The organism is Mesorhizobium sp. WSM1343 (assembly GCF_055901535.1).
On sequence record NZ_CM148370.1, the window covers coordinates 363,246 to 389,419 of the forward strand.

Annotated in this window: 21 protein-coding genes; 8 read left to right on the top strand and 13 right to left on the bottom strand. The window is 63.1% G+C overall.

All coding sequences use genetic code 11. The features are described from left to right. Nucleotides 1–117 precede the first annotated feature (117 nt). The 3 genes from AC0NIL_RS01665 to AC0NIL_RS01675 all read left to right on the top strand — a co-directional run bounded on the left by AC0NIL_RS01665 (nt 118) and on the right by AC0NIL_RS01675 (nt 4,759). Nucleotides 118–687 carry an NADPH-dependent FMN reductase gene (locus tag AC0NIL_RS01665; protein ID WP_275954195.1) on the top strand — a complete coding sequence of 190 codons (570 nt, stop codon included), beginning with the start codon at nt 118–120 and terminating at the stop codon, nt 685–687. Nucleotides 688–1,138: 451 nt separating this feature from the next. Further along, nucleotides 1,139–3,610 (top strand): DNA topoisomerase (ATP-hydrolyzing) subunit B, encoded by a 2,472-nt coding sequence (gene gyrB, locus AC0NIL_RS01670; RefSeq protein ID WP_013528198.1) that lies wholly within the window; start codon nt 1,139–1,141, stop codon nt 3,608–3,610. 231 nt (nt 3,611–3,841) lie between these two features. Beyond that, nucleotides 3,842–4,759 (top strand): hypothetical protein, encoded by a 918-nt coding sequence (locus AC0NIL_RS01675; RefSeq protein ID WP_275954196.1) that lies wholly within the window; start codon nt 3,842–3,844, stop codon nt 4,757–4,759. 98 nt (nt 4,760–4,857) lie between these two features. Here the strand turns inward: AC0NIL_RS01675 and AC0NIL_RS01680 are convergent, their stop codons facing one another. The 11 genes from AC0NIL_RS01680 to AC0NIL_RS01730 all read right to left on the bottom strand — a co-directional run bounded on the left by AC0NIL_RS01680 (nt 4,858) and on the right by AC0NIL_RS01730 (nt 18,808). Further along, entirely contained in the window at nt 4,858–6,339 is a 1,482-nt protein-coding gene (locus AC0NIL_RS01680; RefSeq protein WP_275954197.1) for a hypothetical protein, read from the bottom strand. A 147-nt stretch (nt 6,340–6,486) separates the two neighbouring features. Next, nucleotides 6,487–7,884: an NAD(P)(+) transhydrogenase (Re/Si-specific) subunit beta gene (locus tag AC0NIL_RS01685; protein WP_013528201.1), complete on the bottom strand. Its 1,398-nt coding sequence runs from the start codon at nt 7,882–7,884 to the stop codon at nt 6,487–6,489. A 6-nt stretch (nt 7,885–7,890) separates the two neighbouring features. Beyond that, nucleotides 7,891–8,316, bottom strand: coding sequence for an NAD(P) transhydrogenase subunit alpha part 2 (locus AC0NIL_RS01690; protein ID WP_013528202.1), 426 nt, complete (start codon nt 8,314–8,316; stop codon nt 7,891–7,893). Continuing rightward, entirely contained in the window at nt 8,316–9,596 is a 1,281-nt protein-coding gene (locus AC0NIL_RS01695; RefSeq protein ID WP_473572790.1) for a Re/Si-specific NAD(P)(+) transhydrogenase subunit alpha, read from the bottom strand. Before AC0NIL_RS01695 ends, AC0NIL_RS01690 begins: the two co-directional genes overlap by 1 nt. An 85-nt stretch (nt 9,597–9,681) precedes the next feature. Beyond that, complete coding sequence (locus tag AC0NIL_RS01700) at nt 9,682–9,906, bottom strand: aa3-type cytochrome c oxidase subunit IV (RefSeq protein ID WP_013528204.1); 225 nt, start codon at nt 9,904–9,906, stop codon at nt 9,682–9,684. Nucleotides 9,907–10,112: 206 nt separating this feature from the next. Next, nucleotides 10,113–10,262: a DUF3096 domain-containing protein gene (locus tag AC0NIL_RS01705; protein ID WP_013528205.1), complete on the bottom strand. Its 150-nt coding sequence runs from the start codon at nt 10,260–10,262 to the stop codon at nt 10,113–10,115. A gap of 119 nt (nt 10,263–10,381) precedes the next feature. After that, on the bottom strand, nt 10,382–11,161 hold the full coding sequence (locus AC0NIL_RS01710; protein ID WP_013528206.1) for an N-acyl amino acid synthase FeeM domain-containing protein: 780 nt from the start codon (nt 11,159–11,161) through the stop codon (nt 10,382–10,384). Between the two features lie 335 nt (nt 11,162–11,496). Beyond that, nucleotides 11,497–13,809: a putative bifunctional diguanylate cyclase/phosphodiesterase gene (locus tag AC0NIL_RS01715; protein WP_275953171.1), complete on the bottom strand. Its 2,313-nt coding sequence runs from the start codon at nt 13,807–13,809 to the stop codon at nt 11,497–11,499. Nucleotides 13,810–13,953: 144 nt separating this feature from the next. After that, entirely contained in the window at nt 13,954–17,448 is a 3,495-nt protein-coding gene (locus AC0NIL_RS01720; RefSeq protein WP_275953172.1) for an indolepyruvate ferredoxin oxidoreductase family protein, read from the bottom strand. 219 nt (nt 17,449–17,667) lie between these two features. Beyond that, nucleotides 17,668–18,204 (bottom strand): hypothetical protein, encoded by a 537-nt coding sequence (locus AC0NIL_RS01725; RefSeq protein ID WP_084652797.1) that lies wholly within the window; start codon nt 18,202–18,204, stop codon nt 17,668–17,670. Next, nucleotides 18,197–18,808, bottom strand: a complete 612-nt coding sequence (locus AC0NIL_RS01730; protein WP_063169838.1) for a CGNR zinc finger domain-containing protein — start codon at nt 18,806–18,808, stop codon at nt 18,197–18,199. Before AC0NIL_RS01730 ends, AC0NIL_RS01725 begins: the two co-directional genes overlap by 8 nt. A gap of 148 nt (nt 18,809–18,956) precedes the next feature. Here AC0NIL_RS01730 and AC0NIL_RS01735 point away from each other — a divergent pair, with 148 nt between their 5' ends. From AC0NIL_RS01735 to AC0NIL_RS01750, 4 genes are all read left to right on the top strand, one after another. Next, a complete protein-coding gene (locus tag AC0NIL_RS01735) occupies nt 18,957–19,862 on the top strand; it encodes a branched-chain amino acid ABC transporter permease (RefSeq protein ID WP_275953173.1) in 906 nt (301 codons plus the stop codon). Nucleotides 19,863–20,050: 188 nt separating this feature from the next. After that, a complete protein-coding gene (locus AC0NIL_RS01740; protein WP_013528212.1) occupies nt 20,051–20,635 on the top strand; it encodes a TRAP transporter small permease subunit in 585 nt (194 codons plus the stop codon). Next, complete coding sequence (locus tag AC0NIL_RS01745; RefSeq protein WP_275953518.1) at nt 20,635–22,416, top strand: TRAP transporter large permease; 1,782 nt, start codon at nt 20,635–20,637, stop codon at nt 22,414–22,416. Before AC0NIL_RS01740 ends, AC0NIL_RS01745 begins: the two co-directional genes overlap by 1 nt. Nucleotides 22,417–22,434: 18 nt before the next feature. Continuing rightward, nucleotides 22,435–23,463, top strand: a complete 1,029-nt coding sequence (locus AC0NIL_RS01750) for a zinc-dependent alcohol dehydrogenase family protein (protein WP_275953519.1) — start codon at nt 22,435–22,437, stop codon at nt 23,461–23,463. An 84-nt stretch (nt 23,464–23,547) separates the two neighbouring features. Here AC0NIL_RS01750 and AC0NIL_RS01755 read toward each other — a convergent pair whose 3' ends face one another. Continuing rightward, nucleotides 23,548–24,657: a TRAP transporter substrate-binding protein gene (locus AC0NIL_RS01755; protein WP_013528215.1), complete on the bottom strand. Its 1,110-nt coding sequence runs from the start codon at nt 24,655–24,657 to the stop codon at nt 23,548–23,550. Nucleotides 24,658–24,920: 263 nt separating this feature from the next. Between AC0NIL_RS01755 and AC0NIL_RS01760 the strand changes: the two genes are divergently transcribed. Next, the gene (locus tag AC0NIL_RS01760; RefSeq protein WP_473572791.1) at nt 24,921–25,694 is read left to right on the top strand and encodes a gamma-glutamyl-gamma-aminobutyrate hydrolase family protein; all 774 of its coding nucleotides are present in this window, start codon (nt 24,921–24,923) and stop codon (nt 25,692–25,694) included. Here the strand turns inward: AC0NIL_RS01760 and AC0NIL_RS01765 are convergent, their stop codons facing one another. Beyond that, the gene (locus tag AC0NIL_RS01765) at nt 25,695–26,099 is read right to left on the bottom strand and encodes a hypothetical protein (RefSeq protein ID WP_024501916.1); all 405 of its coding nucleotides are present in this window, start codon (nt 26,097–26,099) and stop codon (nt 25,695–25,697) included. Nucleotides 26,100–26,174 lie beyond the last annotated feature (75 nt).

Genomic DNA, 26,174 nt, shown 5'->3' on the forward strand with positions numbered 1-26,174 from the left:
CGGCAAGGCCCTACTCTCCGGAATGTGACCGGTTACCGCGAGGTGCCTTCTTGTTGCCCCGAGCGGCATGCCCTAGGTGGCAGTCACCAATGGATACCGCCACCGCAGGAGCCCAGCTTGAAGCACCAGTTGAACATCATCATCGGCAGCACGCGGCCAGGCCGCGCCGGACCGATTTTTGCCGAGTGGCTGGAGAGGTTCGCGCGCGAGCACGGGAAATTCGAGCCTGTACTGACCGACATCAATGCGTTCAAGCTTCCGGTGCTGGACGAACCGCACCATCCAAGGCTTGGCAACTACCAGAACGATCATACCAAAGCCTGGTCCAAGGCGATCGATGCCGCCGATGCCTTCGTCTTCGTGGCGCCGGAATACAATTATTTCGTGGCGCCGGCGATCGTCAACGCGATCGACTATCTCTCGCGCGAATGGAAGTACAAGGCAGCCGCCATTTTCAGCTATGGCGGCGTCTCCGGCGGCCTGCGCGCGGCGCAAGCGCTGAAGCCGCTGCTGACCTCGGTAGGTGTCATGCCGATCCCGGAAGGCGTCGCGCTGCCGATGTACCAGAAACTGCTCGACGAAAATGGCGCTTTCAACGCCAGCGAACAGGTGCAGGGCGGAGCCAAAACCATGCTCGACGAGCTGCTGCGCTGGAGCGAGGCTTTGAAGCCGATGCGGGCAGGCTGAAAACGCTGGTTTTCCGCAAAAAACCCCGGTTTGCTGCCATAGAGAGGTGGTCGTGCACAGGAACGAGCTGGGGGGCAGTTCGATTTGCGCTTGCTGTTTGCCTTGCTGCCTATGCTCACCACCGCCACCGCAGTGGTGGCGCCTGGCCCTGGTCATCGCCAACGACGACCACCGCCTGATCCGGCCGCCCGCCCGACATGACGCCGGGGCGCGATCGCAGCAGGCGGCTGGCGCCGAGATACAAGTTCATGATCAAGGTTTCTCAAGGACCCGCTGGCCGAAGTGAAATGGGGGCCGGCGGAGGCCCGCCATTGGCAGCCGGCCATTCCCAGTGAAATGCCTGCAAACCTTGGAAAAACCGCCTTTTGCGCCTATATCTAGTCGATATCAGAGGCGCGATTCGGCGCGGATTTTTCGCGCTGTGCAGGCGGCATCCAGACAACAGGTTTTCATGAGCGATCAGATCGACAACAACAACGGCGCTGAAGCCGAATACGGCGCCGATTCCATCAAGGTTTTGAAGGGGTTGGACGCTGTCCGCAAACGCCCCGGAATGTATATCGGTGATACAGACGACGGCTCGGGCCTGCATCACATGGTCTATGAAGTGGTCGACAACGCCATCGACGAGGCGCTGGCCGGTCACGCCGACCTCGTCACAGTGACGCTCAACCCCGATGGTTCGGTCACTGTGATCGACAATGGCCGCGGAATTCCGACCGATATCCACACCGGAGAAGGCATTTCGGCGGCCGAAGTGATCATGACGCAGCTGCATGCCGGCGGCAAGTTCGACCAGAATTCCTACAAGGTCTCGGGCGGCCTGCATGGCGTCGGCGTCTCGGTGGTCAACGCGCTGTCGGCGTGGCTAAAGCTGAAGATCCGCCGCAACGGCCAGATCTTCGAGATGAGTTTCACGCATGGCAATGCCGACGCACCTCTGAAGGCGACCGGCACCTATGAGCAGGACAAGCAGCCGGGCACCTATGAGGGCCGCAGCGGCAGCCAGATCACCTTCTTCCCGTCGGCCGAGACCTTCACCATGGTCGAGTTCGACTTCGGCACGCTGGAACACCGGCTGCGCGAGCTTGCCTTCCTCAATTCCGGCGTGCGCATCATTTTGACCGATGCCCGTCACGCCGATGTCGTGCGCCATGAACTGCACTACGATGGAGGCCTCGAAGAATTCGTCAAATATCTCGATCGCGTCAAGAAACCGCTGATCGACAAGCCGATCGCCATCCGGGCGGAGCGCGACGGGATCACCGTCGAAGTGGCGATGTGGTGGAACGACAGCTACCACGAGAACGTGCTGGCCTTCACCAACAACATCCCGCAGCGCGATGGCGGCACGCATCTGGCCGGCTTCCGCGGCGCGCTGACGCGTCAGATCACCGGCTATGGCGAATCCTCTGGGCTGACCAAGAAGGAAAAGGTCTCGCTGATCGGCGACGATTGCCGCGAAGGTCTAACGGCGGTGCTGTCGGTCAAGGTTCCCGACCCGAAATTCTCCTCGCAGACCAAGGACAAGCTGGTCTCGTCGGAAGTCCGTCCTGTCGTCGAAGGCCTGGTCAACGAAGCGCTCGGCACCTGGCTGGAAGAACACCCGAGCGAAGGCAAGGTGGTCGTCGACAAGGTGATCCAGGCGGCGGCGGCGCGCGAAGCGGCGCGCAAGGCGCGCGATATCACCCGCAAGAGTTCGCTCGGCGTCACCTCCCTGCCCGGCAAACTGGCCGACTGCCAGGAACGCGACCCGGCGAAATCCGAAATCTTCATCGTCGAGGGTGATTCCGCCGGCGGCTCCGCCAAGGGTGGGCGTTCGCGCCAGAACCAGGCGATCCTGCCGTTGCGCGGCAAGATCCTCAATGTCGAGCGGGCGCGCTTCGACCGCATGCTCGGCTCCGACATGATCGGCACGTTGATCACGGCGCTCGGCACCTCGATCGGCAAGGACGAGTTCAACGCCGACAAGCTGCGCTACCACAAGATCATCCTGATGACCGACGCCGACGTCGACGGCGCCCATATCAGAACCTTGCTTCTCACCTTCTTCTTCCGGCAGATGCCGGAGCTGATCGAGCGCGGCCATCTCTACATCGCCCAGCCGCCGCTCTACAAGGTGACGCGCGGCAAGAGCTCGCAATATATCAAGGACGAGAGCGCGTTCGAGGAGTTCCTGATCGGTTCGGGACTGGAGGAAGCATCGCTTACGCTCGGCTCGGGCGAGGTTCGCATCGGGCAGGACCTGCGTGGCGCCATCGATGACGCGCTGGCGGTGCGCCAGCTGATCAACGGCCTGCACACGCGCTACAACAGAGGCGTCGTCGAGCAGGCGGCGATCGCCGGTGGGCTCAACCCGGACGTGTTCGCCGATCTCGGCCGCGCCAACGACATGGCGGAGCGGATTGCAAAACGCCTCGATATCATCGCCGAGGACACCGAGCGCGGCTGGACCGGCCGCATGTCGACCTCGAATGAAGGCGTTGGCGGCTATGTGTTCGAGCGCACGGTGCGCAGCGTCAAGGAATATGCGCATCTCGACCTGGCGCTGATCAATTCGGCCGACGCACGCCAGCTCGACCGCTACGCACAGCGCCTCAGCGAGGTCTACGGGTCGCCGCCGGTGCTGCGCCGCAAGGATGTCTCCGAAACCATCTCGGGGCCGCTGGCGATGCTCAATGCGGTCTTTGCGACAGGCCGCAAGGGCCTGACGATGCAGCGCTACAAGGGTCTCGGCGAGATGAACGCCGAACAGCTGTGGGAAACCACGCTCGATCCGAACGTGCGCTCGCTGCTGCAGGTCAAGGTCAATGACGCGACCGATGCGGATTCGCTGTTTTCGCGGCTGATGGGCGACGAGGTCGAGCCCAGGCGCGAGTTCATCCAGGACAACGCGCTGTCGGTCGCCAATCTGGATATCTGATCTGGACGTTAAATCTGAATTGGCGCGCTGCGGCGCGCCAATTGTTCCACCGGCGGCAACAAAATCAATTTGCAACGCGCCGGAACGGAAGTCCCTGCGAGACATTGTGACAATATCGATCACAATTTCTAACAGGAGGCTTCCATGGGACGCGGCATTTTGCTCTGGTTGCTCGGCATACCGATCCCGATCATCATTCTGATCATGCTGTTCGTACGATAGGGGGCACTTATGCAGTCCACCCTATCGGCTGTCGACGTTTCCACTTCAACAGAATCCTCCTCCACCGCCGTCAGTTGGGGACCGATCATCGCCGGTGCCTTCGCGGCCTCGACGCTGACCTTCATCCTCATGCTGCTGGGCTCCGGGCTTGGATTGAGCATGGTGTCGCCCTGGTCGGGATCCGGCGCATCTGTCACCACTTTCGCGGCATCCACCGCCGTCTGGCTGATCATCGTGCAATGGCTGTCCTCGGGTGTCGGCGGCTACCTTGCCGGACGCCTGCGCACCAAATGGGTCGGCATCCACACGGACGAGGTGTATTTCCGTGATACCGCCCATGGCTTTCTTGCCTGGGCGTTGGCCACACTGCTCGTCGTCGGCGTGCTTGGCTCCGCGCTTTCCGCTGCCATAGGCTCGGGCGTGCAGGCGGTGTCCACCATCGCGTCTGGTGCGGCCATGGGCGCATCGGCGGGGGCTTCGGCCAATGCCGGCAGCGCGTCGGCCGACAACGCGACATCCTACCTGGTGGATTCACTGTTCCGTCCGGCTGATCTGGGCAAGCTCGCGGCCGCCAATCCGGACAGCGATGCGGCCGCGGTTGGGCAGGCTTCGCGCATCCTGATCGCCGGCGCCGCGGCAGGCGAGGTTTCCGCAGACGACAAAACCTATCTGTCGCAGCTGGTCGCCGTTCGCACGGGGCTTTCGGAAGCAGATGCCAGGACCCGGGTGGATGCCGTCCTCGCCAAGGCCCAGGACGCCAAGGTCAAGGCGCAGCAGGCCGCCGACACAGCCAGGAAGGCCAGCGCGACGTTTGCCTTGCTTGGTGCGCTCTCGCTGGCGATCGGCGCCTTTATCGCCAGTGCTGCCGCGGCCCTTGGCGGCAGGCAGCGCGACGATGAGGAAGCGGTTTTTATCACCAACCGTTGAACTGCACTTGCAACAAAGCCACTCTGGCCCGCCCGGAGCGGCTTTGCTTTGAAGTTGTCGAGCGGCGCTGCCTTGGCCCCGTTCGCTGAAATCCGTTCTTATTTTCGGGGAGGAATCGCCGGCACTTCGGCTTGGCTCGGCTCCAGTTTGCGACCGAGGTCGACAGCGTCGCGCAGCACGGCGAGATGCGAGCGCGGCTGATCGCCGGCGGCAACCTCGATACCGGTCGCCGCCAACGACCAGTACAGCGTGTGGGTGAAGACCCGGCCGAGGGAACCGCGCAGCTCGACCTGGATGTTTTCTATGCCCGGGCCGAAATTCTCCGCCATCGGCCCGGAGATCGGGTCGCCCGTCAGCCAACCGTTGCCGCGGTCGAAGATATTGGTCCAGCGCGTCGCAGCAAACACCGCGCCATGATGCACCGCCCGCTGCGGCTTGCCGGAAGAACGGTTGCGCCCTTCCTGATAAAGCACGGTGCCACCGGCCGCCGCTCCCTCGGCAATCGGCGGACATGCCGAGAACAGGCGCTCGGCGATGCCGCGCCTGAATTCAGCGAGATTGTGCGTCACCAGAAATTCGCTGTGGGTCAGCGGGCTACCAAGCGTGACGAAATCGCTGATCTTCCAAGGCCGATGGCTGTCGTCCCTGGTGCGCAGTTGGCGATAGAGCTCCCACTGATCGCGCCGGAACCCGGCAAGATCGTCAAGGCTGCCGGGCCATGCCGAGCCGTCGGCAACAAGCGTCGCCTTGTCGATGGCGTGGATAGCCTTCAGTTTCGCCTTGTCGCGGATGGCCTCCAGTTTTCGGGGCCTGAAATCGGACCACAAGATCTGCAACAGGTCATAGGCAATCATCGAGCCGAGGCTGTGCGAGACCAGCACGATGCGATCGTAGGTATCGTCCATCATCAGACGCTTCAGCAGTTTCAGGCCGCGGTCGCGGATCAGCGCGCGCTTCTCTACCGTGGCCGCTTCAGCGCGCACATAGGCCGCGACATCGCCGAAATAGGGAAGGCCAAAACGGTCCACCGACCAGATGACGAACGATGCCAGGATGGTGACGAGGACGCCGACAGTCCACGAAATCTGCTGCTGCCAAACCGACGTCGCAAGCGCGAGCGTCGCGACCAGGACGATGATGACGGCAACCAGAGTGACCAGATAGAGCTTTCGGGCGTCCGGCGGTATGTCGGCGGGCTTGCGCCACAGCAGATTTGTCACCCAGGCGGCAAGCCGGCCTCGCGTCGTGCCCTGCGTGATGTCGGCCCAGTAAAGCTCGTAGAAGTCGGTGCGGCGGCCATCGACATCGTAGGGCGTGGTGATGCGGCGAAGTTCGTACGAATTGGTCCGGCTGTCGGGAGTGATCCAGCTCTGGTTGATCTTCGCGCCGGCGGGGTCGGCCGGATCGGCGACATGGGCATAAAACGGCGCGCGGTTGGCGTCATGGCTCCAGACAGCCTGGACAAAGCCTCGCAGCGTATCCATCGGCCGCTGTTCGCCCATGCCATGCACAATCACCACCGCCTGGCCAGGCTTGCGCGGCGCTTTCCCGGCGGGCGGCGATGCGATCGGGTCAGGCACCAACGTCTCCGTCGACGACAATCCCGCCGTCGAGGCGGGAATTCGTCATCGTAGCGCCGAAATCGCCGTCAAGCCAAGAAAGCCAGCCAAGAAAAAGCCCGGCGCGAAGCCGGGCTCTTCTTGGCGTGTCCCGGCGCTTATCCCGGATCAGTGATCCATGGCCTTGACGATCTCTTCGGTCATCTTCTTGGCGTCGCCGAGCAGCATCATGGTGCCGTCCTTGTAGAACAGCGTGTTGTCAATACCGGCATAGCCGGAACCGAGCGAGCGCTTGACGAACAGGCAGGTGCGCGCCTTGTCGACGTCGAGGATCGGCATGCCGTAGATGGGTGAGGACTTGTCGTCGCGGGCGGACGGGTTGGTGACGTCGTTGGCGCCGATGACATAGGCAACGTCGGCTTGCGCGAACTCAGAGTTGATGTCCTCAAGCTCGAACACCTCGTCGTAGGGCACATTGGCTTCGGCGAGCAGCACGTTCATGTGGCCGGGCATGCGGCCGGCGACCGGGTGGATGGCGTACTTCACGTCGACGCCATTGGCCTTGAGCTTGTCGGCCATTTCGCGCAGTGCATGCTGCGCCTGGGCAACCGCCATGCCATAGCCCGGCACGATGATGACTTTCTGGGCGTTCATCATGAGGTAGGCGGCATCGTCGGCAGAACCCTGCTTGACCGTGCGTTCGATGCCGTCATCAGCGGCCGCTGCCGTCTCCCCACCGAAGCCGCCGAGAATGACCGAGATGAAGCTTCGGTTCATGCCCTTGCACATGATGTAGGACAGGATCGCGCCGGATGAGCCGACCAGCGCGCCGGTGATGATCAGCGCCAGATTGCCGAGCGTGAAGCCCAGGGCTGCCGCCGCCCAGCCGGAATAGGAATTCAGCATCGAGACGACGACCGGCATGTCGGCGCCGCCGATCGGGATGATCAGCAGGATACCGAGCACCAGCGAGGCGGCAACGATCAGCCAGAAGACCAGCTTGGACTCGGTGGTGACCAGCAACACGATCAGCACGACGAGCGCGATGGCAAGTGCGGCGTTGATGAAGTGGCGTGCGCCGATCATGATCGGCTTGCCGGACATGCGGCCATCGAGCTTGAGGAAAGCGATGACCGAGCCGGTGAAGGTGATGGCGCCGATGGCAACGCCAAGGCTCATCTCGATCAAGGCCTGGGCATGAATGTCGCCATCCGTGCCGATGCCGAAGCTTTCCGGGGCATAGATCGCGGCAGCCGCCACCATGACGGCGGCAAGGCCGACCAGCGAGTGGAAGGCAGCGACCAGCTGCGGCATCGAGGTCATGGCGATGCGGCGCGCGGTAACGGCGCCGACGCCGCCGCCAATGGCAAGGCCGAGCACGATCAGGCCGAAGCGACCGGCGGACGGGGTCGCCAGAGCCAGTGTGGTGGCGATGGCAATACCCATGCCGATCATGCCGTAGAGATTGCCCTGGCGGCTGGTGGTCGGATGCGACAGGCCGCGCAGCGCCATGATGAACAGGACACCGGAGACGAGGTAGAGGAAGGACGCGAAGTTGGCGTTCATGGCGCTCTACTTGTCCTTCTTCTTGTACATGGCCAGCATGCGCTGGGTGACGAGGAAGCCGCCGAAGATGTTGACCGAAACCAGCATCAGCGCGACGAAGCCGAAGCCCGCGGCAATGCCGGAGGCGGCGATGCCGACGGCAAGCAGCGCGCCGACGACGATGACCGAGGAGATGGCATTGGTGACGGCCATCAGCGGCGTATGCAGTGCGGGGGTCACCGACCAGACGACGTAGTAGCCGACGAAGATCGCCAGGACGAAGATGGCGAAGCGGAAGACGAAGGGATCGATGGCTCCGCCGGAGAGCGCATGCGCGGCATCACCGGCTGCGTCAGTGCCGCCGGGCGCGGTCGCCATATTGTGCACCGCCAGCCGGACGGCGGCGGAGGCCTGGTCGAGCTGGTCGAGGGCTTTCTGCAGGGTCTGGTCCATCACGCGATCCCTTTCGGCTTCGACGAGGGCGACTTGGGTGCGGCCGCCTTCTTGGGCGCGGCTTTCTTGGGCGAAGCATCGGCGACCATGGTCTTGGCCGGGATCGCGGCCGGCTCGACATATTGGCCCTTTGCCGGCTGCTGGTCGGCTTTCACGAAAGCCGGATGAACCACCTTGCCGCCATCGGTCAGCATCGTTGCCTTGACCAGATCGTCGTCGCGATTGATGGCAAGCGTCTTGGTCGTCTTGTCGACCAGCGTCTCGAGAAAGGCGAACAGGTTCCTGGCATAAAGCAGCGAGGCCGACGCCGCGATGCGGCCAGGCACATTGAGATGGCCGACAATCTTGACGTTGTTGGCGGTGGTGACCACCTTGCCGGCTTCGGCGCCCTCGACATTGCCGCCGCGCTCGACCGCGAGGTCGACGATCACCGAGCCCGGCTTCATCGAAGCGACCATCGCCGCCGAGACCAGCTTGGGCGCCGGCCGGCCGGGAATGAGCGCCGTGGTGATGACGATATCCTGCTTGGCGATGTGCTCTGATGTGAGTGCCGCCTGCTTGGCCTGATATTCCTTCGACATTTCCTTGGCGTAGCCGCCGGCCGTTTCGGCCGCCTTGAATTCCTCGTCCTCGACCGCGAGGAACTTGGCGCCGAGCGAGGCGACCTGTTCCTTGGCGGCGGGGCGAACGTCGGTGGCGGTGACAACCGCACCAAGCCGGCGCGCGGTGGCGATCGCCTGCAGGCCGGCGACGCCAACGCCCATGATGAAGACCTTCGCCGCCGGCACCGTGCCGGCCGCCGTCATCATCATCGGCAAGGCGCGGTCATATTCCGAAGCCCCGTCGATCACCGCCTGATAGCCGGCCAAATTGGCCTGCGAGGACAAGACGTCCATCGACTGCGCGCGGGTGATCCGGGGCATGAATTCCATCGAGAAAGCGGTGACGCCGGCCTTGGCAAGAGCTGCCACGGCGGCATCGTTGCCGTAGGGGTCCATGATGGCGATCACAGCCGCGCCGGGCTTGTAGCTCTTCAGCTCAGCATCACCAGGCCGGCGCACCTTCAGCACCACATCGGCCTTGGCGACATCGGAAGCCTTGCCGATAGCAGCGCCGGCGCTCGCATAGTCGGCATCGATGATGCGCGATTTCAGACCGGCACCGGCCTCGACGACGACGTCGAAGCCCAACGCCGCCAGCCGTTTCACCGTATCGGGCGAAGCCGCGACGCGCGGCTCGTTGACATCGAGCTCACGAGGGATGAAAACCGTCTGTCCCACCGCATGATCCTTTCGGCCGGAAGCTATTTCCCGCAAGACGCCGGCCGGCCTCGCGGCGGCGCCGTGGACAAGATGTCGGAAAAATCTATCGGAGGATAAAGGCGCCGACAGCCAGAATCAGCACGAACAGAATGGTCGCCGAGAAGAAGCCGCCCGCGAAGAAGCCGAAGGCCATCGCCAGGAGCAGGGCGCCACAAAACAGCGAGCCGTACTTGGCCAGCGCGAGGAAGCCCGCATAGGTGCGGTCATGCTCGGCATAGTCCATCTTCGCGCCCAGTTCGACAGGACCAGTCGGCGAGTGATCAGCCATAGGAATACCCCTTCGAAGACATCTTTCAGGCACATAGCGAAAAGCCGCGCCGAGAGCAATGGCGCTATTGCCGCACAACAACCGACAACTGCCTCAAAGAAAGATTGAAGCCAGCAGTCGACGCCGCGACGGAGTCCGATCGCTGGATTCTGATGCTTGATGCGGAACTCCGAAGGGCGGACGCTTGCGTGGCCTAAGCCGGCGCCTCAGCCGGCTAGATGCGGAAATAGCCCGAGCAACCCGACGACGATCAGATAGAGCGCGACGATGTAGTTCAACAGCCTTGGCATGACCAGGATCAGCACGCCGGCGATCAGCGAGATGAGCGGGGTTAGCGCAAGTGTGGAAATGGTCATGGCGGGTTCCCTCAAAAACCTCAGATCGACCCGGAGCGCTGCTCGTGGCCTCACCCAGAACGCCGAAGTCGCCAAAAGGCTCCTGTCGGCCCTGCAAAATCGTGTGGATCCCTGCCGTATCAGGCGGCTTCGTGATAGTATTTTGCCGTCGGCAGGATGGTCAGCGGCGCGAGTTCCCCGACATGCGGCGTATCGAACAGCATGCGCTGCTCCATTGGCGTCGAGCGGAAGAACGGGAACCGTGAGAAGGACCGCTCGCGGATTGCGTTGACGTCGGCGCGGTAGAGCACGACCTTGTTGAAAACGCCCGGATAGGCGCGCGACTCGCTGATCTTCTCCGAGTAGTAGATACGCTTGTAGAAGCCGGCGTGATCCTCGCGAATGGTCGACAGGCAGTAGGGCGCGTTGAAATGGAAGCACGCCATGCCGGCCAGCCGCAGCGTCAGGTAGGGAATCTGCGGGTAGACGCGCGACCATTCGGGATCGGACGCAAACCGGCTGGGACAGATGAAGCTCAGTCCGTCACGAAGCATCGGCATGACGATGTCGCCAAAGGCCTTGGTGGAAGGCGACATCGGCGTCGCCAAGGTGACGTGATGGATACGCAGCGTGCTGACGAGTTCCTGGTCGATATAGACCCCGAAGCGGTACACATTCGGTGCCTCGTCGAGCTCATCGTGAATGGTATGGTTTTCGTTGTCGGGCACCATATCGTTCGAGCGATATGACTTGTAGCGCAGGCGGTAGATGTCCTCGAGATCTTCGCCCTTGTCGCAGCGGCGGTATTCTGTCCGCTCAAGCATCGCCGAGACGTTGCGGGCGAAGCTGGACATGGTGTCGGCGGCGTCCTTGCCGTCCTCGCCCGTCACCGGACGAAGCGAACTCAACTGCACAATCATCAACTCAATCCCCGTACATTGCCGCCGCGATCCGACACTACGACAGGGTCTTGGGATGTAAAAGATGAAAACAGGAAGCAGCCCGTTTACCAGTCGTTAAGGTTAACGATTGCTAAAATAAAACTAAAATTGGTGGTTTTCTTCGTTTTCTGCGTCGCGACGGGGAAAGAGCGTGTCTCGAACATGACGGGAAGCGGCTGAAATTCTGGCATGGCCCGCGATGTGCAAAGAAACCTCGAATGCAGTGAATGCCTAAAGCCTGGGCGCCTGTTCAATCCTGATGGAAACAGGGATGGGCTCTCAGTGCCTGGGCACCATGCGCCAGGCGCCGCAAATCAGCGGCGTACCGCCTTTTTGGCGGTCCTGATATCCTTGGCGAAGGGCCATACCGTGTTCGACATCGTCTCGATGCCGGAAGCGCTGAGCGCCGAACCGAACAGGAACCCCTGGACAAGATCAGGCTTGACCTGCAGCGCCAGGATCTTGAGCTGCTCGAAGGTCTCGACCCCTTCGACGGTCACCGAAAGCCCCAGCGGCCGCGACAGGTTGACGATACCCTTGAGCAGCTCGAGCGAACGGGGATTCTGGGTGACGTCCATCAGGAAAGAGCGGTCGATCTTGATCTTGTCGAGCGGCAGCTTGTGCAGGTAGCTCAGGCTCGAATAGCCGGTGCCGAAATCGTCGAGCGCGATGCGCACGCCAAGCTGCTTCAGCTCCTCAATATACTGGCGCGTCAGCGACTTGTCATCGAGCAGCGCCGTTTCGGTGACCTCGATCTCGAGCCTACTGGCGGCGAGGCCGGAGCCGGCCAACGCATCGCGAACCTTCTGGATGACATCGCGGCTGCGGAAATCCTTGGCCGAGAGATTGACCGAGACGCTGGTCTGGTCGGGCCATTTGGCGCATTCGGCGCAGGCTGCCTGCAGCACGAAGGTGCTGATCTCGGAAATGATGCCCATTTCCTCGGCCAGTGGAATGAAGATGCTGGGCGAGATTGGCCCGAGATCTGGATGATCCCACCGGCACAGCGCCTCGCAACTGGCGATACGCATGGTGCTCATCGCCACGATCGGCTGATAGACCACCCGCAGGCTCTTGCCCTCTACCGCGGTGCGCAGATCCGCCTTCATCAGCTGACGGTTGCGGAAGGCGGCATCCATCGAAGCTTCGAACAATCGCCAGCTGTTCTTGCCGAGTTCCTTGGCCTTGTAGAGCGCCAGGTCCGCCTTCACGATCATGGCGTCGACATCGGTATCCTTGACCCGTGACAGCACCGCGCCGCCGCTGGCCTGAATGCGCAGCCCGTGACCGGCGACGTCGACTTCCCCTTGCAGGCCGGCGAAAATCTCGTCGAGTTGGCTGGTCAGATGGCTCTCATCCTCGACGCGGTCGAAGAAGATCATGAACTCGTCGCCACCGAAACGGCTGACCGTGATATCTTGCTTGGCAATGGCGCCAAGCCGCTCGGCAACGGCATAGATCAAGCCGTCGCCGATCGGATGGCCAAGCGTGTCGTTGACGCTCTTGAAATCGTCGAGATCGAGCACCGCAAGGCCGCAGAGACGGTCGTGATCGCCGGACGCCATGGCCTCGCCCACCAATTCATGGAAATAGGCGCGGTTGGGCAGGCCGGTGAGATTGTCGTAGCGTGCCATGAAGCGGATCTTGTCTTCCGCCTCGACACGGGCGGTGACGTCCTCGAAGGTTATGACGCCCAGTTCCTGGCTGCCTTCGCGAGCCGAGAACTCGTAATGCTGGCCGTTGGCGAGGGAAACCAGCACCTTGCGGTCGCGACCCTCACGCAGCGCACGCGTCAGCTGCGCCTCGATGTAGCGGCAATCCTTGGGCGCCAGCATGCCGCCGGCGACACCGCGCATCAACAGACCGTGGATCGACCGTCCGAGCAGCGCGTCGGGCGACTTGAGCGACATCAGATGCGCGGCCTCGGCATTGGCCACCGCGACGCGGCCGTCCGGACCGAGCATGACAAGGCCGTGCGACATGGTGTTGAGCGCCCGGTTGAAGCGCTGGGCAATGCGGTTGGCCTTCTTCTCTTCCGAGACGGCCGCAAAAAGCACATCGCGTACGGTGTTGGCGAATTTCCGGATGGCGAACAGGAACGGCGCCGACAGGAGCCCGAGGAGGACATGGTAGATGTCGCCGCGCAGCAGGAAGCCAAGCGAGATCGGCCAGGTCAAGGCAATGGTCAGGATGGTGACCATGCGCGGCGAGCCGTAGTTGCGGCCGGCGATGGAGGTCGCCGTCGCGAGCGTCAGGCAAACGGAGGCGATTTCGGCGAAACCATCGCGCGCGAAATAGATGCCGAGCAGGCAGAAAGCGCCAAGCGTCAAGCCATGCAGGGAGCCATAGAGAATGTAGTCATTCTCACGCTTGTGCGCCTCTTCCCAGGTCGTCGGCGACGGCATGCTGTTGTATTTTCGAAAGTTTCTCATGCGGAACACACCGACGAGAACCATCGAGATCGCGACCAGCAAATACCGCGGATCGCCGCTCTTCCACCAGACCAGGCCGATCAGGAAAGTCTGCGCGAGAATGCCGATCGAAAGCGTCAGCCCGTCGCGAAACAGGGTTTCCACGAACGGAATATAGACGTCGACCGGGATCTCGTTCTTTTTTCGCAGATTCAACGCCTGAATCCCAACCCTGGGGAGCCAAGCAGTGCCACATCCGCCTTAAGAAAGATTTAGAGAGACCCTCGCGCTCCTGCCGTCAAGCCGGGTGACGCATCGGAAAGCAAGGAAACTGTCGTTCAGGTAAACAAGGCGTATCGATCATTCGGCGGCCTGAAGTTCGGGCCGCGCCGGCGTACTCGACAGGCGTTCGAGCAGCCTTTGGCGCTCGCCGGCGGCCTTTTGCGCGCTGGCTTGACGGACGTGGCCATAGCCGCGGATGAGGGCAGGCACCGAGGCCAGCGCAACCGCCGCATCGACCCTGGCTGGGGCCAACGATCCGGCGATGAGCTCCAGATCCGCCTCGTACCGCGCCAGCAGCTGCCGCTCCATGCGCCGTTCGGCGGTGTAGCCGAACAGGTCGAAGGCAGTGCCGCGCAGGCCCTTCATCGCCGCCAGCACGCGAAAACCCTTCATCATCCACGGGCCGAAGCTCGATTTCCGCGGGCTTCCGTCATTGCCGCGACGGCCCATGATCGGCGGAGCGAGGTGGAATTCGAGCCTTTCGTAGCTCTGGAACTGCTTGCCCAGTTCGGCGGCGAAAGAGCCGTCCGTGTAAAGACGCGCCACCTCGTATTCGTCCTTGATCGCCATCAGCTTGAACAGGTTCCTGGCGGCAGCCTGCGACACCGCGGTCGAACCAGGCACGGCCTTCGCTTCGGCGGCGCGCAACGCGGCCAGTTTTCCGGCATAACGCCTGCCATAGGCGGCGTTCTGATAGGCGGTCAGGAAGGCGACGCGGCGGGCAATGATGTCGTCCAGCGTCTCGGCGGTATCCGTGGCCTGGCCTGCCTTTCCAGCCGCGGTCGGACCCGGCTGGGCAACCAGCCCGCGCACGAAATCCGGCTGATGGGCAGCGCGACGGCCCCAGCGGAAGGCGGCGATGTTCATCGCCACGGCTTCGCCATTGAGCTCGATCGCCTTCTCGACCGCCTCGGCGGACAGCGGCAGGCCGCTGTGCTGGAAGGCAAAGCCAAGCATGAACATGTTGGCGCCGAGTGAATTGCCGAAAAGTGCCGAGGCAGTGCGGGTGGCATCGAAGAAATGTGCCTTGTCGTCGCCCGCAGCCGCGCGGATCGCCTTTTTCAGCCGCTCTATCGGCAACGAAAAATCGGCCGAGCGGGCGAATTCGCCGGGCATGATCTCGGCGGTGTTGGCGACGAAGATGGTGTGGCCCTCGCGCACCGCGGTCAGCACCTTCTTGGCGCCCGACACGACGAGATCGCAGCCAAGCACGAGATCGGCCTTCCCCGCCGAAACGCGGATTGCATGGATGTCGTCCGGGGTACGAGCGATGCGGACATGGGTGAACACCGAGCCGCCCTTCTGGGCGAGGCCGGCCATGTCGATCATGCCGCAGCCCTTGTCCTCAAGATGCGCCGCCATGCCTAGCACCGCACCGACGGTGACGACGCCGGTGCCGCCGACGCCGTCGATGATCGCCGCCCAGCCCTGCTCGCCAAGCGGGAATTGCGCCGGCACGGGCACGCCTTCCAGCGGATCGGCCTTGCCGGCCAGGCCCTCGGCCTTGCGGATCTTGGCGCCGTGCACAGTGACGAAGGACGGGCAGAAGCCGTTGACGCAGGAGAAATCCTTGTTGCAACTCGACTGGTCGATCTTGCGCTTGCGGCCGAATTCGGTCTCGACCGGCTGGATCGAGACGCAGTTCGACTGTACGCCGCAATCGCCGCAGCCTTCGCAGACCAGTTCGTTGATGAAGACGCGCTTGTCGGGATCGGGGAATGTGCCGCGCTTGCGGCGGCGGCGTTTTTCGGCGGCGCAGGTCTGGTCGTAGAGCAAGACCGAAACGCCCTTGACGTCGCGCAGCTCGCGCTGGACGAGATCGAGGTCGTCGCGGTGATGGATAGTGGCGCCGGCCGGGAATTCGGCTTTGCCAGCATATTTGCCCGGCTCATCCGTGACGATGGCAATGCGGTCGACACCCTCGGCCCGCACCTGCCTGGCAATCATATCGACGGTCAGGCCGCCTTCGTGCGGCTGGCCGCCGGTCATGGCGACCGCGTCGTTGTAGAGGATCTTGTAGGTGATGTTGGCATCGCTCGACAGCGCGAAGCGGATCGCCAGCGTACCGGAATGGTTGTAGGTGCCGTCGCCAAGATTCTGGAAGATGTGCTCGCGCTTGGAGAACGGCGCCTGGCCGACCCATTGCGCGCCCTCGCCGCCCATGGCCGTGAAGCCGACTGTGTTGCGGTCCATCCACAGCGCCATGAAGTGGCAGCCGATGCCGGCCGCGGCGATCGAGCCGTCCGGCACCTTGGTGGACGAATTGTGCGGGCAACCGGAACAGAAGAACGGCGTGCGCGAGCCGATGTCGGTGGCCTCGGTGAGCATTGCCTGGAACTGGCGCAGTTTTGCCACCCGCGCCGAAATCTCTTCGGACGGGCCGATGGTCCTGACGATCCTCTCGCCAAGCGCGATGGCGATCTCGTTGGGATCGAGCGCGCCTTTGGCCGGAAACAGCCAGTCGCCGCGCTCGTCCTTCTTGCCGATAATGACCGGTTGGGTGGCAGTGCCATAAAGGCTTTCGCGCAACTGTACCTCGATCAGCGAGCGCTTCTCCTCGACGACGACGATGGTGTCGAGGCCGCGGGCGAAACCGGCGATGTGATGCAGGTCGAGCGGCCAGGGGCAGCCGACCTTGAACAGCCTCACCCCGATGCGGTTGGCGGCCGCTTCGTCGATGCCGATATCCTCCAGCGCCTGGCGAACGTCGAGATAGCTCTTGCCGAGCGTGATGATGCCGATCTTCGGGTTGCGGCCCCCCGAATAGACGATGCGGTTCAGCCCATTGGCAAGGATGAAGGCGGAGGCCGCGGCGCGCTTGTGTTCATGCAGCCGCTCTTCCTGGCCGAGCATGTCGATCTCGTGGCGGATGTTGAGACCGCCAGGCGGCATGTCGAACTCCGGCACGACGATGTTCAGCCGCTCGAGCGCGGCATCGACCGAGGCGGTCGATTCGATGTTGTCCTTGACGCATTTGATCGCCGCCCACGTGCCGGCAAAGCGCGACATGGCGAAGCCGTAGAGCCCGTAGTCGATGATCTCCTGGACACCGGCCGGGTTGAGGATCGGCACCATCGTGTCGACGAACAGGAATTCGGTGGCGTGCGCATTGGTCGAGGATTCGGCCATATGGTCGTCGCCCATCAGCGCAAGCACGCCGCCATGCTTCGACGATCCGGCGAGGTTGGCGTGGCGGAACACATCGCCTGAGCGGTCGACGCCCGGTCCCTTGCCGTACCAGACCGAAAAGACGCCGTCATGAGTGCCCTCGCCCAGCAGCTCCGTCTGCTGCGCCCCCCAGCAGGCGGTGGCGGCAAGCTCCTCGTTGAGACCCGGCTGGAAGACGATGTCAGCCTGGGCGAGCTGTTTCTTCGCCTTCCACAGCTGCATGTCGAGGCCGCCGAGCGGCGAACCGCGATAACCGGAGACGAAGCCGGCCGTGTTCAAGCCGGCGCGACGGTCGCGCTCGCGCTGCATCAAGAGCATGCGAATGACCGCCTGCGCGCCGGACAGGAAGATGCGCTCCTTTGCGAGATCGAACTTGTCGTCGAGCGCGACGTCGTGCAGCGTCATCAGGCATTTCCTCTGCGGAGGCCACGCGGGGCAGGCAGCCAACGTCGGGGTCGGATGACGCATCCTTTCTCCCCTTGCAAGGCAGGTCAAACAAAATCGCAGATGCCAGGCAACGCGCAACGAACAGTCCGCGGCCATCCTGAATCGGGTATGAAACCGATCCGCGGACATTGCCCGGCGCATGAACATTACAGCTGCGGCACGGGCGGCCGCGACGCGTCAGCCGCCTTTCGAGCAATCTGGCTTCGGCTCGCCCGGCAGCTTGCCGTCGGGATGGCCGACGAGATCGGGATTGGCGGTGTAGAGCTGGTCGATGACCAGCGGCCGGTCGGGCAGGATCGACTGGTCTTCCGTCGACATCAGCGTGGTGTCGATCTTCTGCAGGACCGCGCCGTCGGCGCCCTTGATGCTGATGGCAATCGCATAGGGCTTGTTCTTGACGACGCAGGTCAGTGCCGGGCTCTCCAGCGTCACCTTGTCGAGCTTCGGCCAGACCTTCTGCTCGACCACCAGAGGTGCGCCGCCGGCGGGATCCTGGAAGCTGGCGACCGCCACCTGGCCCTCTCCCATCGGCTTCAGCGGCCGCAGGGTCACCACATAAGTCGCCCTGGCGAGGCGGTAGTTGAAAACGAATATCTTGCCGGAAACCTCGAACAGCTTGCCTTCGGCGTCGCCGGTGTCGCGGCAGGCGCCGAGCGCAACGGCCACGATGAGCGCCGCGCCAACAAGGATCGAACGGGAAAGGCCGCTACGCATTCTTGACCTCATTTTCCGCCATGCGACGGCGGCGATAGTGACGGCTTGCCTTCTGACGGTTGCCGCACACTGCCATGTCGCACCACAGGCGGCTGGAATTGCGGCTTCTGTCGACGAACAGCCAGGTGCAGTTGGGACAGATCCTGAGCCTTGCGACGGTATCGTCGCGCAGAAGCGATAGCGCCGAAACCGCCAGCGCCGCCTCGAAGGCGATCGGCGTCAGGGGATCACCGAACGGCCTTCCCGGCACACCGATCTCGGTCCGGCTGCCGGCCAGACCCTCGGCGCAGGCGCTCAGGAATCCGGGCAGATCAGCGGTGGCGACCGCGCCCTTCGACACCGCTCCACGAAACAGCCGGTCCGTCGCCTCGCGGATCGACAGCACGACGGGTGCGATCGCCACCGCTGAGGATACCGCCAGCGGCCTTTCGCCAAGCTCGGCGGCGCGAAAGCGGCTCGCCGCGTCGGCGAAGCGGGCAATCTCGGCCGGATCTTCGAAGCGGTCGAACGTCCGCTCCGGATCGCCGCGCAGCACGACGGTGTTCGCCGTGTCGAGCGCGAGCAGGCCGCCGGTGAAACGGTGCGGGGTCCATGATACCGTCATGGCGAAAATCTAACCGATAAATCGTATTTGACAAGTTAGATTCCGCGATGCAACCTCACTCCGGGATGCGGTGGTCTCCGCAGCCTTTTGAGTATGCTGTTGGCCAGGACCGCTTCGCACTTTTGGGCGGCATGCTTCGAGGTTTTGCATGCTCTATTTCTTCCAGCAGGTGCTGAACGGGCTGCATTCGGGCGCGCTGTATGCGTTGCTCGCCTTTGGCTATGTGCTGACCAACGGCATCCTGCACCGCACCAATCTCGCCTATGGCGCGTTGTTCGCCTTTTGCGGCCAGACCATGATCCTGACCGCGGCCTTCGGCTATCAGGTGCTGTGGCTGACGCTGCTGGCGGCGGTGGCGCTCGGCGTCGTCGCTGCGTTCCTCTATGCCGCGCTGATCAGCCACGTGCTGTCGCGCAGTGTCTTCGAACCGTTGGCCGACCGCACGCCCAATGCAATCGTGGTGACGACGCTCGGCATCCTGCTGCTGCTGTCCGAAGCGAGCCGCATCGCCGCCGACACGCATGATCTGTGGCTGCCGCCGATGCTGGCGCAGCCCATCGTTTTCGCGCAGGGCGCGACCTTCAAGGCAACGCTGACGCTCATCCAGCTTATCGACTGCGCCGTGGTGGTGGCGGCAATCGCGCTGGCAAGCTGGGCTTTTGCCCGGTCGAGCTTCGGACGGTGCTGGCGCGCCGTCTCCGACGACCCCAAGGCTGCCGCGATGTGCGGCGTCGACGTACGCACGGTGTTCCGGCACGCGGTGCTGTTCGGCGGCTTCTGCGCCGCGCTGGCCGGTGTCATGGCCGGGCTCTATTACGGCAATGTCAGCTTCGGGTCGGGCCTCGTCTACGGACTGAAGATCCTGTTCGTGACGGCGGTCGGCGGCTATCTCTCGCCACCGCGCGCGGCGCTCGGCGCGGCCGTCTTCGGCATGGCCGAATCACTGTGGGCCGGCTATTTCCCGGTCGAGTGGCGCGACGCGTGGATGTACCTGTTCCTGGTCACGACGCTGATCCTGATCGGCGCCGGCCGCGACACCGGCAAAATCGCCTGAAAACGTCAGACTTTGGTTGCATGACGCGAGGGCAGATCGCCGGTATTGGGCACTGTCTGCGATGCGATGATATTCGCTGCCTCTATCCTTGTTGACCCGTCAGTCCACGCGCGGCATACCGTTGGACCACGTGGCGTGACGGACAAAAAGGGGGAAGCCGGCACGCCTCCGGTACAAGGGAGGAATGCATGGCAGGGCTTCTCGCTCTATCCAGGACTATTGATCGCGCCAACGAGTTCATCGGCAAATGGATATCGTGGCTGATCCTGCTGGCGATCCTGGTGAGCGCCGCCAACGCCATTATCCGCAAGGTGTTCGACATATCCTCGAACGCTTGGCTCGAGCTGCAATGGTATCTGTTCGGCGCCGCCTTCATGCTGGCCGCCGCCTATACGCTGAAGCAGAACGAACATATCCGCATCGACGTCGTCTACGGCCTGTTTCCACGCCGCGTGCAGCACTGGATCGACCTTTTCGGGCATGTCTTTTTTCTGATGCCGTTCGTGACGCTGATGGTGATCTATTTCGTTCCTTATGTGTCGCTGTCGTTTCGCAGCGGCGAGATGTCCAACAATTCCGGCGGCCTGATCATCTGGCCCGCCAAGGCCATCCTGCTCGTCGGGTTTTTCCTGCTGGCGCTGCAGGGCATCTCCGAGATCATCAAGAAGATCGCCATCATGCGCGGAGACATGGACGACCCCAATCCCTTCATATCGGTGCATGAGCAGGCCGAACTCGAAGCCAAGGCGCTGGCCGACGAGGTGCGTTCGTGATGGAGTTCATCGCGCAGAACATGGCGCCGATCATGTTCGCTTCGCTGATCATCTTCCTGCTGATCGGCTACCCCGTCGCTTTTTCCTTGGCCGCCAACGGCTTGATGTTCTTCTTCATCGGTGTGCTGCTGTCTCCCTATTCCGGAGGATCGATCAACCTCGCCTGGCCGCTCCTGCACGCATTGCCGGATAATTTCTACGGCAGCCGGGTGATGTCGAACGACACGCTGCTGGCCATCCCGTTCTTCACCTTCATGGGCATCGTGCTCGAGCGATCGGGCATGGCCGAAGACCTGCTCGACACGATCGGCCAACTGTTCGGGCCAATCCGCGGCGGCCTCGCCTATGCGGTGATCTTCGTCGGCGCGCTTTTGGCGGCGACCACCGGCGTGGTGGCGGCTTCCGTCATCGCCATGGGCCTGATCTCGCTGCCGATCATGCTGCGCTATGGCTATGACCGCCGGCTCGCATCCGGTGTCATTGCCGCCTCCGGCACGCTTGCCCAGATCATCCCGCCGTCGCTGGTGCTGATCGTGCTTGCCGACCAGCTCGGCCGCTCGGTCGGCGATATGTACGCGGGCGCGTTGATCCCGGGCCTCGTGCTCACCGGCCTCTATATGTCCTATATCCTGATCATGTCGATCATCCGGCCGAACTCGATGCCGGCGCTGCCGCTCGAGGCCCGTACACTTGGCCATGGCGTGATGTCGCTGCTGGTGGCTTTGCTGGTCACATCGGCGGTTTCCTACGCGGCGTATCGTTATCTGGCGCCGGCGCATGGCGACAATGCCGACATTCTTGGCGCGACTGCCGGGGTGCTGTTCATCTACATCGTCGCCATTGCCGACAAGCGCCTGAACTTCAACATGATGTCCAGGCTCGCGCAGCAGGTGATCATCGTGCTGATCCCGCCACTGGCGCTGATCTTCCTGGTGCTGGGCACCATCTTCCTGGGCATCGCCACGCCGACCGAAGGCGGCGCCATGGGCTCGGTCGGCGCCTTGTTCATGGCGGCGGCCAAGGGGCGCTTGTCGCTTGACGTCGTCAAGCAGGCACTGGCCTCGACGACAAGGCTGTCGTCCTTCGTGCTGTTCATCCTGATCGGCGCACGGGTGTTCTCGCTGACCTTCTACGGCGTCAACGGCCACATCTGGGTCGAGCACCTTTTGACGTCGCTGCCGGGCGGCGAGGTCGGCTTCCTGATCGGCGTCAACATGCTCGTCTTCTTCCTCGCCTTCTTCCTCGACTTCTTCGAACTGGCGTTCATCATCGTACCGCTGCTGGCGCCCGCCGCCGACAAGCTCGGCATCGACCTGATCTGGTTCGGCGTGCTCCTGGGCGTCAACATGCAGACCAGCTTCATGCACCCGCCCTTCGGCTTCGCGCTGTTCTATCTGCGTTCGGTGGCCGCGCGCGTGCCCTATCTCGATCGTCTCACCGGCAAACAAATCGCGCCGGTGACCACCGGCCAGATCTATTGGGGCGCGGTGCCCTTTGTCTGCATCCAGGTGATCATGATCGGGCTGACCATCGCCTTCCCGCAAATGGTGATGCACTACAAGGGAACGACCGTCGATCCGGGCACCATCGACTACAAGGTACCGGAGGTGCCCGGCCTATCGCCGCTGGGCACGCCGCCGGCGGTTGGAGCGGCGCCCGCTGGTGGCGCCACGGCGCCGGCCGCTCCTGACCTTTCGCAACCGCCCAGTTTCGGCGATCCGACACCGGCAAAGCCGGCAGCGCCGCAGCCCGACTTGTCGCAACCGCCAAGCTTCAACTGAACCGGCATGGTCAAGACCATGAAAGCGGTGCGGCTGGAAGCAGTGGGCGACATCACGCTGCGCGACGTCGACATGCCCGACATCGGTGCGGATGAGCTACTGGTGCGCATCGAAGCCTGCGGCGTCTGCGGCACGGACCGGCATCTGTTTCACGGTGAATTTCCTTGCACGCCACCGGTGACGCCCGGCCATGAGTTTTCCGGCATCGTCGAGGCGATCGGAAAATCGGTCTCGGGTTTTGCCATCGGCGATCGTGTTACCGGCGACCCCAACATAGCCTGCGGGCGCTGCGCACACTGTCACGCGGGACAAGTCAATCTCTGCAGCAATCTGTGCGCGATCGGCATTCATCGCGACGGCGGCTTTGCCGAATATCTTGCCTTGCCGCAGAAGCAGGCTTTCGTCCTGCCTGTAGGCCTGAACCCCCTGCACGGTGCCTTCTGCGAGCCGCTCGGCTGTTGCCTGCACGGCGTCGACCTGGCCGGTATCAAACCGGGCAGGTCGGTGGTCGTGCTTGGCGGCGGCGTGATCGGCCTGCTCACCGTGCAGCTGGCAAGACTGGCGGGAGCCACGACCATCATCCTGTCGACCAGGCAGGCTTCGCGGCGCGCCCTCGCCGAGGACCTCGGCGCGACAGCGACGATCGATCCGACAGCCACCGATGTCATCGATGCGATCGCCGGACCGGCCGGTCTGGCGCCAGGTGGCGTCGACGTCGTCTTCGAATGCGCCGGCGTGCGAGAGACCGTCGAGCAGTCCATGCGGCTGGCCCGAGCCGGCGGCACGGTCGTCATTGTCGGCGTGACGCCGCAAGGCATGAAAGCGGAATTCGAGCCGTTCGACCTGTTGTTCCGGGAACTGAAGGTGCTCGGTTCCTTCCTCAATCCCTACACCCATCGCCGCGCCGCCGAACTCATCGCTTCCGGTGCGGTCGAGATCGACAGGCTGATCTCCAGGCAGGTGTCGCTTGAAGAAGCGCCAGCGGTGATCGCCAATCCGCCGGCGCCCGGCGAGGTCAAGGTTCTGGTGGTGCCGCGCCGCGGCTGAACCGCCGGCTTCGCCTCCCGGCATATACAGAAAAGCTCCCTGAGCGGGTCCGCCCAGAGAGCTTTTGAGCAGAAGTCCGGCCGGCTACAGCTTGCCGTTGCGCTGCTGGACCATCATGAAGGTGTCGTAATTGTATTCGGCCACCTGTGCCCAGAGATAATGCTCCTTGCGGAAGCCCTTGATCGATTCCCAAATCTTCTTGAACGGGGCGTTGGAGGCTTCCATTTCGGTATAGACCTCGTTGGCCTTTTCGAAGCAGGCGGCCATGATCTCCTGGCTGAACGGGCGCAGTTTCGCGCCGCCGGCCACCAGCCGCTTCACCGCCGCAGGGTTCAGATAATCGTATTTCTGCAGCATGTTGGCGTCGGCCGCCTGCGCGGCAGTGTGCAGCAGCGACTTGTACGTCGGCGAAAGCTCTTCGTACTTCGCCTTGTTGAACATCAGGTGGACGGTCGGGCCGCCCTCCCACCAGCCGGGATAGTAATAATAGGGCGCCACCTTGTAGAAGCCGAGCTTCTCGTCGTCATAGGGGCCCACCCATTCGGCCGCGTCGATGGTGCCTTTTTCCAACGCCGGATAGATGTCGCCGCCGGCGATCTGCTGCGGCACGACGCCGAGTTTCTGCACCACCTTGCCGGCAAAACCGCCGATTCGCATCTTGAGGCCGGAAAGGTCGGCCACCGTGTTGATTTCCTTTCGGAACCAGCCACCCATCTGCACGCCGGTGTTGCCGCCCGGCAGGCCGAAAAGACCCTGCGTGGCGAGAAACTCGTTGAACAGGTCGATGCCGCCGCCATGGTAATGCCAGGCATTCATGCCGCGTGCGTTGAGCGAAAAGGGAACCGCCGCACCGAGCGCCCATGTCGGGTCCTTGCCCCAGTAATAATATGCCACCGTATGGCAGGCCTCGACCGTGCCGGCCGTGGTGGCGTCGGCGGCCTGCAGGCCAGGCACCAGCTCACCGGCAGCAAAAACCTGGATCTGGAAATTGCCGTCGGTGGCTTCCGACAGCATCTTCGAGAACACCTCGGCGCCGCCATAGATGGTGTCGAGCGACTTCGGGAAGGACGACGCCAGCCGCCATGTCACCTTGGGATTGGACTGGGCGATTGCAGGCGCCGCCAGCGTGGCCGCCGCCGCCGCGGCACCGACGCCGGTGACACCGGCCTTGCGAATGAATGAACGACGATCCATGAAGTTCCTCCCTTTTGGATCAACAGGCCGACGTCAGAAAATCCTCGGTTTCCGTGTCGGTTCGTTCGAGACAATACACAGGCAAGAAGTCGAGTCCAGCAGGCCGGCCCGATTTGACGGCGAAGCCCGGCTGCACTGCAACTATAGTCTAACAGGCCGTTTCGTGGCCCATGCGACACGCCGAAACTTGGCATGGAAAAATAACGTGGGATCGCCTATTTTGAAGGCAGGTATCCCTTGCCCCGATGGAACATAGAGCCAAAATGCATCAGCCGCTCGTCGCCATATCGACCGACGTCTGTCAGTTCGACAACTACACCTGGCACGCCGCCCCACAACAATATCTGGAAGCGGCGATCGCCGGCGCCGGCGTGTTCCCGGTGCTGGTGCCATCGTTCGGCGACCGGCTCGATTTCGACGAACTCCTGTCGTCGGTCGACGGCGTCATGGTCACCGGCTCGAAATCCAATGTGCATCCCTCGCTCTATGGCGGCGACGCCAGTGAAGCCAATGGCCCCTATGATCCGGCGCGCGACGCCACGACGCTGCCGCTGATCCGCCGGGCGATCGAACGCGGCGTGCCGCTGCTCGCCATCTGCCGCGGCATCCAGGAACTGAACGTGGCGTTGGGCGGCACGCTCGGCACCGAGATCCAGGAGCGCGAGGGCTCGCTCGATCACCGCGCGCCGGTGAGCGAGAAGCAGGACGAACGCTTCGCCATCCACCAGACCATTTCGATCAAACCTGACAGTTGCCTGGCCGGTGTGTTCGGTGCCGGCGACATCAAGGTCAATTCGTTGCACCGCCAGGCGATCGACCGGCTCGGCTCGAAGCTGCAGGTCGAGGCCGTCGCCACCGACGGTACGGTCGAGGCGGTTTCGGTGCGGGACGCCCGCGCCTTCGCCGTCGGCGTGCAATGGCACCCGGAATACTGGGTCAAGTCGGACAGCAATTCGGTGAAAATATTCCGTGCCTTCGGCGATGCGGTTCGGCTGCACGCCGCAGCGAAGGCGGGCGCGCGGGCCGCAGCGGAATAATCAGTCGCCGGATTTTTTATCACGGGTGGCCGCCAGCGACAGCAGCGGCAGCGCCGGGGCATAGGATTCGTAGCCGTCGCCATCGGCAGCCGCGAAGGTGACGATTGGATCGGTGCCATTGGCGCTGAAGGCAACGGTGCCATCGTTTTGCTCGCGCCAGAACTTCGCCTGTTCTATGCCCGGCAAGAGCCGACGGCATTTGGGAGCAACGGTGAGCAACGACAAACCGTCCGAAATTTCGGCTCCGCGGCTGACTGCACAGACCGCCTCATCGCCATTGGCGACCAGCCTGTAGCTGTTGGACGGGGCGGCCTCGTTGGCTACGCTTTCCCGGCTGCCGCCATGAAACAGCTGAATGCCACCAAACAGCGCTGCGGCAGCGATCAATGCGGAAAGTGCTTTCATCATTCTTCATCCACGTACACGGACAGGTTGAACAATGATTCCAAAGGGTTAAGCTGACGTTAATAAATGTGGCAG